The organism is Streptomyces sp. NPDC098781, from assembly GCF_044759995.1.
In the GTDB taxonomy this organism is placed as follows: Bacteria; Actinomycetota; Actinomycetes; order Streptomycetales; family Streptomycetaceae; genus Streptomyces.
Map to the genome: position 1 here is coordinate 236,563 of NZ_JBIWAK010000005.1, position 13,204 is coordinate 249,766.

The window sequence follows — 13,204 nt, forward strand, 5'->3', positions numbered from 1 at the left end:
CATGACGGAGACCAGTACGTCCAAGAACATGGCTCTGGCCAAGGCGATCAACGAGTCGCTGCGCCGCGCCCTGGACACCGACCCCAAGGTCCTCATCATGGGCGAGGACGTCGGCAAGCTCGGCGGCGTCTTCCGGGTCACCGACGGCCTGCAGAAGGACTTCGGCGAGAGCCGGATCATCGACACCCCGCTGGCCGAGTCGGGCATCGTGGGCACCGCGATCGGCCTGGCCCTGCGCGGGTACCGCCCCGTGGTGGAGATCCAGTTCGACGGCTTCGTCTTCCCGGCCTACGACCAGATCGTCACCCAGCTCGCGAAGATGCACGCGCGCTCGCTGGGCAAGGTCAAGCTCCCGGTCGTCGTCCGCATCCCCTACGGCGGCGGCATCGGCGCGGTCGAGCACCACTCGGAGTCGCCGGAAGCCCTCTTCGCGCACGTGGCGGGCCTGAAGATCGTGTCGCCGTCCAACGCGTCGGACGCGTACTGGATGATGCAGCAGGCCATCCAGAGCGACGACCCGGTGATCTTCTTCGAGCCCAAGCGACGCTACTGGGACAAGGGCGAGGTCAGCACCGAGGCCATCCCGGGACCGCTGCACAAGGCGCGGGTGGTGCGCGAGGGCACCGACCTCACGCTGGCCGCGTACGGCCCGATGGTGAAGCTCTGCCGGGAGGTCGCCGACGCGGCCGCCGAGGAGGGCAGGAACCTGGAGGTCCTGGACCTGCGCTCGGTGTCCCCCCTGGACTTCGACTCCATCCAGGCCTCGGTCGAGAAGACCCGCCGGCTGGTCGTGGTCCACGAGGCGCCGGTGTTCTTCGGCTCGGGCGCGGAGATCGCCGCCCGGATCACGGAGCGCTGCTTCTACCATCTGGAGGCCCCGGTGCTGCGGGTGGGCGGTTACCACGCCCCGTATCCGCCGGCGCGTCTGGAGGAGGAGTACCTGCCGGGTCTGGACCGGGTGCTCGACGCCGTCGACCGTGCCCTGGCGTACTGAGGAGAGGGTCGTGACGACGATGACTGAAGCGTCCGTGCGCGAGTTCAAGATGCCCGACGTGGGCGAAGGACTCACCGAGGCGGAGATCCTCAAGTGGTACGTCCAGCCGGGCGACACGGTCACCGACGGCCAGGTGGTGTGCGAGGTGGAGACGGCCAAGGCGGCCGTGGAACTGCCCATCCCGTACGACGGGGTGGTCCGTGAGCTGCACTTCCCCGAGGGCACGACGGTGGACGTCGGTACGGCGATCATCGCGGTGGACCTCGGGGGCGGGGTGCCCCCGGCCGCCGAGGCGCCGGCCGCGCAGCCGGAGGCCCCGGCCGAGGAGCCCAAGGCCGAGGGCTCGGGCCGCCAGCCGGTGCTGGTCGGCTACGGCGTGGCCCAGACCTCGACGAAGCGCCGCCCGCGCAAGGGTGCCGACGTCCCGAGCCAGGAGCCCGCGGCCCAGGCCCTCCAGGCCGAGCTGAACGGCCATGGCCCCGCCCCCGAGGCGGTGCCGCCCCGGCCGCTGGCCAAGCCGCCGGTGCGCAAGCTGGCCAAGGACCTGGGCGTCGACCTGACCACGGTGACCCCGACCGGCCCCGACGGCATCATCACCCGCGAGGACGTCCACGCGGCGGTCGCTCCGGCCGCCGAGCCGGCGCCCCAGGCGGCCCCGGCCGCTCCGGTCGCCGCGCCCGCCGTCGCCCCGGCGCCGGTGGCCGCGTACGACACGGCCCGCGAGACCCGTGTCCCGGTCAAGGGCGTGCGCAAGGCGACCGCCGCGGCGATGGTCGGCTCGGCGTTCACGGCGCCGCATGTCACGGAGTTCGTGACGGTGGACGTGACCCGCACGATGAAGCTGGTCGAGGAGCTCAAGGAGGACAAGGAGTTCGCGGGCCTGCGCGTGAACCCCCTGCTGCTGATCTCCAAGGCCCTGCTGGTCGCGATCCGGCGCAACCCGGACGTCAACGCGTCCTGGGACGAGGCCAACCAGGAGATCGTGCAGAAGCACTACGTCAACCTGGGCATCGCGGCGGCCACCCCGCGCGGGCTGATCGTCCCGAACGTCAAGGACGCCCACGCCAAGACCCTCCCGCAGCTGGCCGAGGCGCTCGGCGAGCTGGTGTCGACGGCACGGGAGGGCAAGACCACCCCGGCCGCGATGCAGGGCGGCACGGTCACCATCACCAACGTCGGCGTCTTCGGCGTCGACACCGGCACCCCGATCCTCAACCCCGGCGAGTCCGCGATCCTCGCGGTCGGCGCGATCAAGCTCCAGCCGTGGGTCCACAAGGGCAAGGTGAAGCCGCGTCAGGTCATGACCCTGGCGCTCAGCTTCGACCACCGCCTGGTGGACGGGGAGCTGGGTTCCAAGGTGCTGGCGGACGTGGCGGCGATCCTGGAGCAGCCGAAGCGGTTGATCACCTGGGCGTGAGCCACCGGTGACAGCGAAAGGGCGGCCACTGTCGAGTGGCCGCCCCTTCGTATGTGTCAGGTGGTGTCAGCTGATGCGGGCGTAGCCGTAGTTGATCAGCTTCTTCACGTCCGCCGTGCGGTTGGCCTCGGAGGAGGCGGTCAGGACGGCGCCCATCACCTGCTCGCCGTTCTTCGTCGCGGCGAAGACGAGGCAGTACCTGGCCTCGGTGCCGGAGCCGGTCTTGATGCCGAGCGTGCCGTTCCAGCCGAGCAGCGCGTTGGTGTTCTTCCAGGTCGCCATCGTCCGGGTGGAACCGGTCTTGGTGATGGTCCTGGCCGTGTACGTCTTCGTCTTCACGACGGCCTTGAACGTGGAGCTCTTCATCACGCTGCGGGCGAGCTTCGTCAGGTCGCGGGGCGTCGAAGCGTTGGAGCCATTGCTTATTCCGTCGAACGAGTCGAACTTCGTGTTCGTCATGCCCAGGCTCCGGGCCATGGTGTTCATCTTGCCGATGAAGCTCTTGGTGCGGGCCGCGACGGTCGTGCCGGAACCGAACTTGTCGGCGAGGGTCATCGCCGCGTCACAGCCGGACGGCAGCATCATCCCGTAGAGCAGCTGTCGGACGGTGACCTTGTCGCCGACGATCAGGTGGGCGGACGACGGGTAGCCCTTGCGGACCATGTAGTCGCTGACCTCCTTCTTGATCGTCACCTTCGTGTCCAGGTTCAGGTTCGCCTGCGAGAGCACGACCTTGGCGGTCATGATCTTCGTGGTCGAGGCGGTGAGCCGCTTGGTGTCGGCGGCCTTGGCGAAGAGCGTCGCACCGGTCGCGCTGTTCATCAGGTACCCGCCCTTGGCGGTGATGGACGGCGTGGCGACGGCCTGCGCGGGCGCCGCGGTGAGGGCTCCGGTGGCGAGCATCGCTCCGGTCGTCACGACGACGGCCGCGGCTCTGCGGACCCGGAGGCCCTTGGTGGCGGTGATCAACTGATATACCCCGATTGCGTCGAAATGCCCCGAATGTGCGGCCAAGTTGGAGGGGAGAGGCTGGTGCCGCACGTGTGTGACACGTAAGTAGCACACAAGGTTGTGCAACAGGCGGAGTGAATATTGCTTCTTTGCCTGAGGGTTTCCATGGCGTCCGCATACTGGACGGACGCCGTCATGCGTACGTGTTGTATCTATGCTGTGGACATGCCTTCCGCCCCGCCCGCACCCCTCAAGCAGCCGCCGGCCGCCGACCGTGTCTACACCCACGTCAAACAGGGCGTCCTGGACCGCCGTTACGAGGGCGGGACGCTTCTGACCGAGGGTGAGCTGGCGGAGGCCGTAGGAGTCTCGCGCACCCCGGTGCGGGAGGCGCTGCTGCGCCTGGAGGTCGAGGGGCTGATCAAGCTCTACCCGAAGAAGGGCGCCCTGGTCCTGCCGGTCTCCGCTCAGGAGATCAAGGATGTCGTGGAGACGCGGATCCTCGTCGAGGAGCACGCGGCGCGCAAGGCCGTTCCCGCGCCCCCCGGACTCATCGCGCGCCTGGAGGAACTGCTCGCCCGGCAGAAGCAACAGGCCGCCGCCGGCGACCTCGCCGAAGCCGCCGTCACCGACCGCTGCTTCCACGCGGAGATCGTCCGCAGCGGCGGCAACGAGATCCTGTCCCGGCTGTACGACCAACTGCGCGACCGTCAACTCCGCATGGGCGTAGCGGTCCTGCACTCCCACCCCGACCGGATCGCCAAGACCCTGGTCGAGCACGAGGAGATCCTCGACGCCCTGCGCTCCGGGGACCCCGAGGCGGCGGTCGGGCTGGTCCACCGGCACATCGACTGGTTCTCGCACCTCGCGCGGGGTGAGGAGCGATGAAGCCCTCCGCCCTGCCCACCGCGCTGCCCGGCGATCCTCCGGGCGGCCGCCGCGCCGTCGCCGTCTGGGGCATAGGCGTCTCGGTCTACTTCGTCGCCGTCATCTTCCGTACCTCGCTGGGGGTCGCCGGCCTCGACGCCGCGGACCGCTTCGACGTGAACGCCTCGGCGCTGTCGACGTTCTCCATCCTCCAACTGCTCGTGTACGCGGGCATGCAGATACCCGTCGGCCTGCTGGTCGACCGGCTCGGCACCAAGAAGGTGCTGGCCATGGGCACGGTGCTGTTCACCCTGGGCCAACTCGGCTTCGCCTTCTCGCCGTCGTACGGCACGGCCCTCGCCTCGCGCGCCCTGCTGGGCTGCGGCGACGCGATGACGTTCATCAGCGTGCTGCGGCTCGGCACCCGCTGGTTCCCGGCCCGGCGCGGTCCGCTGATAGCCCAGCTCGCCGGCCTCGTGGGCATGGCGGGCAACCTCGTCTCCACGCTGGTGCTGGCACGGCTGCTGCACGGGGTGGGCTGGACGGCGGCGTTCGCGGGCAGCGCGGGCGCGGGAGCCGTCGTACTGGTCCTGCTGCTGTTGTTCCTGAAGGACCACCCCGAAGGCCACGAACCGGCGCCGCTGTCGCACCAGGGGGCGGCCTACGTGCGGCGCCAGATCGCCGCGTCCTGGCGGGAGCCGGGCACACGGATGGGGCTGTGGGTGCACTTCACGACTCAGTTCCCGGCGATGGTGTTCCTGCTGCTGTGGGGGCTGCCGTTCCTGGTCGAGGCGCAGGGGCTGTCCCGGGCGACGGCCGGTGAACTGCTCACCCTCGTCGTCCTGTCGAACATGGTGGTGGGCCTGGTCTACGGCCAGATCGTCGCCCGGCACCACGAGGCCCGTCTGCCGCTGGCGCTCGGGACCGTCGCGGCGACGGCGACCCTGTGGGCGACGACACTGCTCTGGCCCGGGGACACGGCGCCGATGTGGCTGCTGGTCACGCTGTGCGCGGTGCTCGGGGCGTGCGGACCGGCCTCGATGCTGGGATTCGACTTCGCCCGGCCCGCGAATCCTCCGGAGCGTCAGGGGACGGCGTCCGGGATCACGAACATGGGTGGTTTCGTGGCCTCCATGACGACACTGTTCGCCGTCGGTGTGCTGCTGGACGCGACGGGCGGCGACTACTCCGTCGCCTTCTCGGTGGTGTTCGTCCTCCAGGCGCTGGGCATCAGCCAGATCCTGCGGCTGCGCAAGCGGGCGGCGCTGCGGGAGCGGGAACGGCTGGTCGCCAGCAGGGTGGAGACGGTGCACGTTCCCGCCTGAGTCAGCGGACCGGGACCAGCGTGAGGTAGGCGAGTCCGAGCACCCCGCGGTAGGTCATCCACTGGCGGCGATGCCGGTCGAGGCGCTCCCGGGTCTCCTCCGCGAGCGGGTGACCGGGGTGCCGGGCCAGCCACACCTCGGCGTCCGCCTGGTACGCCGACTCGAACTCCTCCCACTCGTCGAGGCCGGCCGTCTCCGTCCACTCGGGGCGGAAACCGGCGTCGACCACGACGTCGAGCAGAGCGGCGAGTTCGTGGTGGTCGCTCGCCTCCGCCCCCGGCCACATCCCCCGCAGTTCGGCGGCGGTCGGGGTGCGCTGCCAGAAGCCCTCGCCGAGCAGGACCCGGCCGTCGTCGGTGACCAGACGGCGCAGTGCGCGGAGCCCTTCGGTGAGGTGAGCCGGCGGCTCGACGGCGCTCAGGGCCTGGCTCGCCCCGACGCACAGGACCAGGTCGGCCGGTCCGTGAGCGGTGCCGGTGGCGGACTCCTCGATGAACTCCACCCGCTGCGCCAGCCCTCTGTCCTCGGCGTTGCGCCGACCGCGCGCGAGATCCTCGGCGGCGAGGTCCAGGCCGATGCCCGTGGCCTTCGGCGCTGCCTCCAAAACCCGGAGCATCAACTCGCCCCAGCCGCAGCCGATGTCGAGGACGGTCGTGGGAGGTGTGCGGGTGAGTCGCTGGACGAGTCCGTGGGCCCGCGCCTCGGACAACGGACCGTGGAAGGTCAGTCGGGTCAGCCGCGGGGGACGGGTGGTCGTGGCTTCGGTATCGGTCACGGCGGGACGGTAGCCGTGGACGGGCAGCGGACGACAGCGGTTTTCGCCCCGCCGCCCACCGATGACCAATGACCGATGACCGTCGGTGCGCCGAGGTCCTAGTGCGTCACAGTGAAGTTGCGCAGGATCGCCGTCGTCAGGTCCGGGTCGCCCTCCGTCTTCAGCCGGTCCGCCACCGCCTCCGCGGTGACACGGCCACAGGCCAGACGGAAGAACGTCTCCCAGTCGAGGGTGAGGGTGGCGGCGGGGCCGAGGGCGGGAGCCGTTTCCAGGGTGCCGCGGCCCTGGATGTCGACGCGGATCGTGCGCAGGAACTCGATCGGGCCGTGCACGTCGAAGACGACCGCCGAGCTGCGCGGCGCCCCGGCCTTGGTGGCGACGACCTCGGGCAGCTGGGCCAGCAGGAAGTCACGGGCGATGTGCGCGCCGGGGGAGTCGAGGTTGCCCGGCCGGGCGAGGGCGGTGCGCAGGTCCTGTTCGTGCGCCCAGACGTCGAAGGCGTGGCCCCGCATGGACTCTTCGAGGGTGATCTCCGCGCCGAGCGGGCCGCGCACCTTCGTGCCGGGGTCGCGGGAGTCGTTCCGCAGCTGGCGGTTGCGGCGGATGATCGTGTACTCCAGCTCGGACGTCATCTCGGGCGCCGTGTGATGGCGGCGGACGTCGACCTGCATCTCCATGTACCGCTGGTGGTCGTTGGTGACGTGGAAGAGGTCACGCGGGAGCGTGTGGATGGGGCGCGGGTCGCCCAGCATCTCGCAGTCCATGCCGATGACGTGGGAGATCACATCGCGCACCGACCAGCCGGGGCAGGGCGTCCGCCGGTTCCACTCGCCCTCCACGAGCGGCGTCACCAGCTCGGATATCGCTTCGATCGAGTGGGTCCAGGCGTCGGCGTAGGGCTGGAGGGTGGGATGCAGACTCACGGAACGGGACCCCTCGGCGGTTGGTACGTCGGTACGCGGGCAAGTTGTGTCGGCGGTGCCAGTGGGAGGCGGCGGGTGTCTTGAAACTCCCCCAGTTCTCGGCTTCGCTCGAACCGGGGGGACCCCCAAGTTACGCTGCTGTGCGGCACCCCGGCAGTGCTTTCGTGTGACGATCGTAGGCCCGTGTGGACGACTCGAATGCCAGGACGGTGGTAGTGTGCGCGCCTCTCTGCTCCAGATCGACGTCAACGAGGGCGAATCGGTCGAATCGCGTCGGGTGCGCGTAGCCTCGCTCGTACGGCAGCAGGCCGGGTCGGCCGACCTCGTGGTGCTTCCCGAGCTGTGGACCACCGGAGCCTTCGCCTACGAGGCCTTCTCCGACGAGGCCGAGCCGCTGGAGGGGCCGACCCACGAGGCGATGGCCAAGGCCGCGAGCGACGCGGGTGTGTGGCTGCACGCGGGCTCGATCCCCGAGCGTGACCCCGAGGGGCCGCTCTACAACACCTCTCTGATCTTCTCCCCCTCCGGTGATCTGGTCGCCGCCTATCGCAAGATCCATCGGTTCGGCTTCGACAAGGGCGAGGCCGTGCTGATGAGCGCGGGCGAGGAACTGGTGACGGTCCGTCTGCCCGAGACCGTCCTGGGCGTGGCCACCTGCTACGACCTCCGCTTCCCCGAACTCTTCCGCGGTCTCGTCGACGCCGGCGCCGAGACCCTGGTCGTCCCGGCGGGCTGGCCGGAGCGCCGCCGGGCGCACTGGACGCTGCTGGCTCAGGCGCGGGCGGTGGAGAACCAGGCGTTCGTGCTCGCCTGTGGAACGGCCGGGACACACGCCGGAGTTCCGCAGGCGGGTCACTCGATCGTGGTCGATCCCTGGGGCGAGGTGCTGGCGCGGTCCGGCGCGGGGGAGGAGGTCCTCACGGTGGAGTTCGACCCGGGCAAGGTCGCGGTGACGCGGGACCAGTTCCCGGCGCTGAAGGACCGGATGCTCGGGCTGGCGCCGCCGCGTCGCTGAGGGCCGTCACAGGCGGGCGGGGTCAGTCGTCCCCGCGCTCCTTCTCCGCCAGGTGGATCACACACACCGTCACCGCGATCAGCAGCGCCGGGTCCGCGTCGTCCCGTACGACGTCGACCCCGTACGTCTCCCGCACATGCAGCCACCGCCGGGAGACGACGGCCAGCAGTTCGCCGTCGTACTCGATGGCGAACTCCCGGTCCAGGATCTTGCCGCTGACGTCGAGTTCCGTGCTGCCGTCGGCCAGGGACACCCGGTAGTGGTTGCGCAGCAGGGACAGCCGTTTGCGGCGGATGGTCGCCAGCGGCTCCCCGCCCCGCTCGATCACCATCGTGTCCCGCAGGGCGAACATCTTCTGGTGGATGTCGACGAGGACGTGCCCCTGGGTGTCCTTCAGCTCGAAGGTGTCCCGCAGCCGCATCGCCTTGCCGTCGACGAGGTAGACCTTGCTGCCCCGGTCGTCCTCGATCCAGTAGTCGTCACCGAAGCCGAGGAGCCGGTCGCGTACGAGGAATCTCATGACACGAGGGGTTCCCCGCCGCCCGGTCCGAAACGCCGTCTGTAGGCCGACGGGCTGAGCCCGGTCTCGCGCCGCACGCGCGCGCGGAGGTTCGCCGCCGTGCCCAGTCCGCTCCTCGCCGCCACCACGTCCAGCCGTTCCTCCCCGCGCTCGATCAGCCGGCACGCGAGCGCCACCCGCTCCCCCGTCAGCCAGGCCAGCGGCGTCGTCCCGAGCTGCGCCCGGAAACGCCGGTGCAGCGTGGCCGGCGACACCGCCGCGCGGGCCGCGAGGCCGGCCACCGTCAGCGGCTCCCGCAGCCGTGCCTGCGCCCAGGCCAGCAGCGGGGCCAGTGACTCGTCCGGCACGTCCGGGAGCGGCCGTTCCACGAACTGCTTCTGCCCGCCGTCGCGGTGCGCGGCGAAGACGAGCCGCCGGGAGACGTGATTGGCGATCTCTGCGCCGTGGTCGCGTCGTACGACGTGCAGCCCCAGGTCGAGCGCCGAGGCGCTGCCGGACGCGGTGAGGATGTCGCCGTCGTCGACGAACAGGACGTCCGGCTCCAGCAGGACGCGTGGGAAGCGGGCCCGGAAGGACTCGGCCCACATCCAGTGGCAGGCCGCCCGACGCCCGTCCAGCAGCCCGGCCTCCGCCATGGTGAACGCCCCCGAGCAGAAGCCGATCAGCCGGGCGCCACGCGCGTGTGCCCGTCGTACGGCGTCCAGCACGTGGGGCGAGCGCGGGGTTCCGGTGTCCGGCCGGTTCGGCACGATGAGCGTGTCCGCCTCGTCCGCCGCGTCCAGCTCCGCGACCCCGGTGAGCGTGAAGAAGCCGTCCCGCATCCGGGTCTCGGACCCGGCGGCGCACAGCGTGAAGTCGTACAGCTCCCGGCCCAGCTCCGGCCGCGACAGCCCGAAGACCTCGATCGCACAGCTCATCTCGAAGGGGTTCGAGTTCTCGTCCACGATCAGCACGACCCGGTGCGAGGATCCTTGCGGCATATGCGATTCCTAGCACTTCTGCACCGGCCGGGGAACCCCGCACGATGACGGACATGACAGAACCCATCTCCCTCGACCGGGCCCTCGCCTCCTTCACCGAGCAGTGGAGCCCGCGCATCGTCACCACCGTCAACGACTACGACGTCCGCGTGGCCAAGGTCGACGGCGAGCACGTCTGGCACGTCCACGACCACACCGACGAGTTCTTCCTGGTCCTGGACGGCGAACTGCACATCGCCCTGCGGGAGTCGGCCGGCGAGCGCACGGTCGTCCTCCCGAAGGGCTCGGTGTTCACGGTCCCCCGAGGCGTCGAACACAAGCCGTACGCCCCGTCCCCCGCCGCCATCCTCCTCCTCGAACCCACCGGCACCCTGACCGTCGGCGACCGCCACGACGAGGTACCGGACCATGTGGACGCCACGACGGGACACACCCTGACTCCACGCTGAGCGACCCCGACGGGCGGGTGGGCCGGGCCGCGTTTCGCCCCGTCAGTCGCCGACCTGGTGCTCCACCCGGTGGCGGATGTACTCGTCCGGATGGGACCGGGCCAGCGCGACGGCCGTGTCCACCAGGTCGTGCAGCTCCGGCGGATGGACAGACTTCCGGAGCGACAGTCCCGGCAGGATGCAGCGCCGGACGTCCAGGTGCTCGTTGCGCACGAACTCGCGCAGCGCGGCCTCCCGCCACTCGGCCCTCAGGTCCGAGCCGTCCTCGGTCTCCGGCTGACCAGTGGATCCGCCGTTCTCCGCGCCGTTCTCCGCCCGTACGAGGGGCATCCGCAGGGGCAGGGCCGACCAGTACCAGGCCCGCGCGGCGCCCGCCCGCTCAAGGTCCGTGCCCGTTCGCAGGTACCCGAGCAGCACGACCTGGACGCGTCTGCGCCCGAAGGCGTTCAGCGCGGGCTCGAGGAACACGCGGTTGAAGCTCGGGTCGGGGTCGTGGACGGCCGCTGCGACCAGCGCGGCGAACGACTCCCCGGAAACCGTCAGGCCCTGTCGGCAGGCGTTCCTCACTGCCGTGCGGACCTTTGACACCCAGGCCCGCCGATCGTCGGACTCCGATGCGGGCGCGACATCGAGCGAGAGGGCGCGCACGACGTCCGCCAGGCACCCGGCGAACGCCTCGCGCCGCTGCTCGGTACGTCCCGGCAACGCCATGAATCCCGCTGCCGCCGTTCCGTCGGCCGCCGTCCCGTTCCCGTCCACAGCCATCCCCCGTCCCCCTGTGCCGTAGGCACTGCCGCACGCGTGTGATCCGACGTTCCTACCAGGATGGCAAGCTTGAAGCATGAACGACGCTGATCCGGTGCCCACCCCAGCGCCCGCGCGCCGCCGCGCCCGTGTCCGTGCTCCCGAGCTGGTCGGCAAGGGCGGATGGATCAACACCGGCGGCGCGGACCTGAAGCTCGCCGACTTCCGGGGTCGCATCCTGATCCTGGATTTCTGGACCTTCTGCTGCATCAACTGCCTGCACGTCCTCGACGAGCTCAGGGAGCTGGAGCACCAGCACCGCGACACGGTGGTCGTCGTCGGGGTGCACTCGCCGAAGTTCGTGCACGAGGCCGATCACGGGGCGGTTCTGGACGCCGTGGAGCGGTACGGCGTCGAGCATGCCGTGCTGGACGACCCGGAGCTCGCGACCTGGAAGCAGTACGCGGTGCGGGCCTGGCCGACGCTCGTGGTGATCGACCCGGAGGGGTACGTGGTCGCGCAGCACGCCGGTGAGGGCCATGTGCACGCCATCGAGCGCCTGGTGACCGAGCTGGAGGCCGAGCACGAGGCGAAGGGGACGCTGCGGCGCGGGGACGGCCCGTATGTCGCGCCGGAGCCGGAGCCGACCTCGCTGCGCTTCCCGGGCAAAGCGCTGCTGCTGCCGTCGGGGAACCTCCTGGTCAGTGACACCACCCGGCATCAGCTGGTGGAGCTGGAGCGCGACGGGGAGACGGTCGTACGGCGGATCGGCTCCGGCACGCGCGCGTTCACCGACGGTACGGCGGAGTCGGCGGCCTTCAATGAGCCGCAGGGCCTCGCCCTCCTCGACGACACCTCGGTACTCGTCGCCGACACGGTCAACCACGCCCTGCGCCGCCTCGACCTCGGCACCGGCGAGGTCAGCACCCTCGCGGGCACGGGCCGGCAGTGGTGGCAGGGCTCGCCCACCTCGGGCCCCGCGCGCGAGGTGGACCTGTCGTCCCCGTGGGACGTGGCGGTCTTCGCCGGCCGGGTGTGGATCGCCATGGCCGGCGTCCACCAACTGTGGACGTACGACCCGGCGTCGGACACGGTCGCGGTGGCCGCGGGCACGACCAACGAGGGTCTCGTCGACGGTCCTGCCGCCGATGCCTGGTTCGCGCAGCCCTCGGGCCTGTCCGCGACGCCCGAACGCCTCTGGCTCGCCGACTCCGAGACGAGCGCCCTGCGCTGGATCGACCTCGACGGGACCGTCCACACCGCGGTCGGCACCGGCCTGTTCGACTTCGGCCACCGCGACGGCGCCGCCGAACAGGCCCTGCTCCAGCACCCGTTGGGTGTGACGGCTCTCCCCGACGGCTCGGTCGCCGTCAGCGACACCTACAACCACGCCCTGCGCCGCTACGACCCGGCGACCGGCGAGGTCACCACCCTGGCGACGGATCTGCGGGAGCCGTCGGACGCGGTGCTGGACGGGGACGACATCGTGGTCGTGGAGTCGGCCCGGCACCGGCTCACGCGGCTGCGTCTGCCGGAGGAGGCCGTACGCGTCGAGTCGGTGGCGCACCGCACCCGGCGTGCCGCCACCGAAGTCGCCCCGGGCAAGCTGCGCCTGGACGTGATCTTCCAGGCCCCGCCGGGCCAGAAGCTGGACACCCGGTACGGGCCCGCGACCCGCCTGCTGGTCTCGGCTACCCCGCCCGGGCTGCTGCTGGCCGGCGAGGGCGCGGACACGGACCTGTCCCGCACCCTGGAGCTCGACCCGGCCGTCCCCGAAGGCGTCCTGCACGTCTCGGCGATGGCGGCCTCGTGCGACGACGACCCGGACATCGAGTACCCGGCCTGCCATGTGCACCAGCAGGACTGGGGGGTGCCGGTCCGCCTGACCGGGGCGGGGGCGGACCGGCTGCCGTTGGTGCTGGCCGGAATGGACGGTGAGGCGGACTCTCAGGCGCCGTAACCGTCGTTGTAGCCGTCCCGGCGATGGTGGGGCTCCTGCCCGACGACCGGAGTCGAGGGCGGCACCACCACCCGCTTGCGCCGGGCGATGCTGCTGAACGTCGTGGTGCCGATCAGCCCCACGATCATCAGAATGATCCCGACCAGGTCAAGGTTGACCCCCTCCATCTCCCAGTCGGTCGCGAACGTGAGGATGGCTCCCACGGCGATCAGGATGATGCATCCGCCGAGGCCCATAAGTGTCGCCTCCCTGTCCGGTGGTTCCGGTCGGAGGCGGGTACCCCA

Annotated in this window: 14 protein-coding genes; 7 read left to right on the forward strand and 7 right to left on the reverse strand. The window is 70.9% G+C overall.

Translation table 11 applies throughout. The features are described 5' to 3' along the window. Window position 1: 1 nt before the first annotated feature. Both ACIQWG_RS21875 and ACIQWG_RS21880 read left to right on the forward strand, forming a co-directional pair. The gene (locus tag ACIQWG_RS21875) at window positions 2-994 is read left to right on the forward strand and encodes an alpha-ketoacid dehydrogenase subunit beta (RefSeq protein WP_404098272.1); all 993 of its coding nucleotides are present in this window, start codon (window positions 2-4) and stop codon (window positions 992-994) included. Between the two features lie 10 nt (window positions 995-1,004). Next, window positions 1,005-2,411: a dihydrolipoamide acetyltransferase family protein gene (locus ACIQWG_RS21880; RefSeq protein ID WP_404098275.1), complete on the forward strand. Its 1,407-nt coding sequence runs from the start codon at window positions 1,005-1,007 to the stop codon at window positions 2,409-2,411. 66 nt (window positions 2,412-2,477) lie between these two features. On the opposite strand, the gene ACIQWG_RS21885 is transcribed toward ACIQWG_RS21880, so the two are convergent. Next, window positions 2,478-3,380: a D-alanyl-D-alanine carboxypeptidase family protein gene (locus tag ACIQWG_RS21885; protein WP_404098278.1), complete on the reverse strand. Its 903-nt coding sequence runs from the start codon at window positions 3,378-3,380 to the stop codon at window positions 2,478-2,480. 207 nt (window positions 3,381-3,587) lie between these two features. Here ACIQWG_RS21885 and ACIQWG_RS21890 point away from each other — a divergent pair, with 207 nt between their 5' ends. Together ACIQWG_RS21890 and ACIQWG_RS21895 are read left to right on the forward strand one after the other, a co-directional pair. Continuing rightward, window positions 3,588-4,250: a GntR family transcriptional regulator gene (locus ACIQWG_RS21890; protein ID WP_404098281.1), complete on the forward strand. Its 663-nt coding sequence runs from the start codon at window positions 3,588-3,590 to the stop codon at window positions 4,248-4,250. Continuing rightward, window positions 4,247-5,554, forward strand: a complete 1,308-nt coding sequence (locus tag ACIQWG_RS21895; RefSeq protein WP_404098284.1) for a nitrate/nitrite transporter — start codon at window positions 4,247-4,249, stop codon at window positions 5,552-5,554. Before ACIQWG_RS21890 ends, ACIQWG_RS21895 begins: the two co-directional genes overlap by 4 nt. Window position 5,555: 1 nt before the next feature. Here ACIQWG_RS21895 and ACIQWG_RS21900 read toward each other — a convergent pair whose 3' ends face one another. Together ACIQWG_RS21900 and ACIQWG_RS21905 are read right to left on the reverse strand one after the other, a co-directional pair. Next, on the reverse strand, window positions 5,556-6,329 hold the full coding sequence (locus ACIQWG_RS21900) for an SAM-dependent methyltransferase (protein ID WP_404098287.1): 774 nt from the start codon (window positions 6,327-6,329) through the stop codon (window positions 5,556-5,558). 98 nt (window positions 6,330-6,427) lie between these two features. Next, the gene (locus ACIQWG_RS21905; RefSeq protein WP_404098290.1) at window positions 6,428-7,252 is read right to left on the reverse strand and encodes a maleylpyruvate isomerase family mycothiol-dependent enzyme; all 825 of its coding nucleotides are present in this window, start codon (window positions 7,250-7,252) and stop codon (window positions 6,428-6,430) included. 217 nt (window positions 7,253-7,469) lie between these two features. Here ACIQWG_RS21905 and ACIQWG_RS21910 point away from each other — a divergent pair, with 217 nt between their 5' ends. Continuing rightward, complete coding sequence (locus ACIQWG_RS21910) at window positions 7,470-8,267, forward strand: carbon-nitrogen family hydrolase (protein WP_404098293.1); 798 nt, start codon at window positions 7,470-7,472, stop codon at window positions 8,265-8,267. A gap of 22 nt (window positions 8,268-8,289) precedes the next feature. On the opposite strand, the gene ACIQWG_RS21915 is transcribed toward ACIQWG_RS21910, so the two are convergent. Both ACIQWG_RS21915 and ACIQWG_RS21920 read right to left on the reverse strand, forming a co-directional pair. Beyond that, window positions 8,290-8,787 carry an LURP-one-related/scramblase family protein gene (locus tag ACIQWG_RS21915; protein WP_404098296.1) on the reverse strand — a complete coding sequence of 166 codons (498 nt, stop codon included), beginning with the start codon at window positions 8,785-8,787 and terminating at the stop codon, window positions 8,290-8,292. After that, complete coding sequence (locus ACIQWG_RS21920; protein WP_404098299.1) at window positions 8,784-9,767, reverse strand: GlxA family transcriptional regulator; 984 nt, start codon at window positions 9,765-9,767, stop codon at window positions 8,784-8,786. Before ACIQWG_RS21920 ends, ACIQWG_RS21915 begins: the two co-directional genes overlap by 4 nt. 53 nt (window positions 9,768-9,820) lie before the next feature. On the opposite strand from ACIQWG_RS21920, the gene ACIQWG_RS21925 reads away from it, so the two are divergent. Then, on the forward strand, window positions 9,821-10,216 hold the full coding sequence (locus ACIQWG_RS21925; protein ID WP_404098302.1) for a cupin domain-containing protein: 396 nt from the start codon (window positions 9,821-9,823) through the stop codon (window positions 10,214-10,216). A 42-nt stretch (window positions 10,217-10,258) separates the two neighbouring features. Here ACIQWG_RS21925 and ACIQWG_RS21930 read toward each other — a convergent pair whose 3' ends face one another. Continuing rightward, window positions 10,259-10,981, reverse strand: a complete 723-nt coding sequence (locus tag ACIQWG_RS21930) for a hypothetical protein (RefSeq protein WP_404098304.1) — start codon at window positions 10,979-10,981, stop codon at window positions 10,259-10,261. A gap of 76 nt (window positions 10,982-11,057) precedes the next feature. Between ACIQWG_RS21930 and ACIQWG_RS21935 the strand changes: the two genes are divergently transcribed. Beyond that, complete coding sequence (locus ACIQWG_RS21935; protein ID WP_404098307.1) at window positions 11,058-12,920, forward strand: NHL domain-containing thioredoxin family protein; 1,863 nt, start codon at window positions 11,058-11,060, stop codon at window positions 12,918-12,920. Here ACIQWG_RS21935 and ACIQWG_RS21940 read toward each other — a convergent pair. Then, window positions 12,908-13,156 carry a DUF6458 family protein gene (locus tag ACIQWG_RS21940; RefSeq protein WP_404098310.1) on the reverse strand — a complete coding sequence of 83 codons (249 nt, stop codon included), beginning with the start codon at window positions 13,154-13,156 and terminating at the stop codon, window positions 12,908-12,910. The two genes, ACIQWG_RS21935 and ACIQWG_RS21940, sit on opposite strands and share 13 nt — an antisense overlap. Between the last annotated feature and the right edge of the window lie 48 nt (window positions 13,157-13,204).

Bases quoted from the DNA above. Each gene is read 5' to 3' on its own strand.
- ACIQWG_RS21925 (WP_404098302.1), top strand. From the start codon at position 9,821: ATGACAGAACCCATCTCCCTCGACCGGGCCCTCGCCTCCTTCACCGAG.
- ACIQWG_RS21920 (WP_404098299.1), bottom strand. From the start codon at position 9,767: ATGCCGCAAGGATCCTCGCACCGGGTCGTGCTGATCGTGGACGAGAAC.
- ACIQWG_RS21915 (WP_404098296.1), bottom strand. From the start codon at position 8,787: ATGAGATTCCTCGTACGCGACCGGCTCCTCGGCTTCGGTGACGACTAC.
- ACIQWG_RS21930 (WP_404098304.1), bottom strand. From the start codon at position 10,981: ATGGCTGTGGACGGGAACGGGACGGCGGCCGACGGAACGGCGGCAGCG.
- ACIQWG_RS21890 (WP_404098281.1), top strand. From the start codon at position 3,588: ATGCCTTCCGCCCCGCCCGCACCCCTCAAGCAGCCGCCGGCCGCCGAC.
- ACIQWG_RS21875 (WP_404098272.1), top strand. From the start codon at position 2: ATGACGGAGACCAGTACGTCCAAGAACATGGCTCTGGCCAAGGCGATC.
- ACIQWG_RS21935 (WP_404098307.1), top strand. From the start codon at position 11,058: ATGAACGACGCTGATCCGGTGCCCACCCCAGCGCCCGCGCGCCGCCGC.
- ACIQWG_RS21895 (WP_404098284.1), top strand. From the start codon at position 4,247: ATGAAGCCCTCCGCCCTGCCCACCGCGCTGCCCGGCGATCCTCCGGGC.
- ACIQWG_RS21940 (WP_404098310.1), bottom strand. From the start codon at position 13,156: ATGGGCCTCGGCGGATGCATCATCCTGATCGCCGTGGGAGCCATCCTC.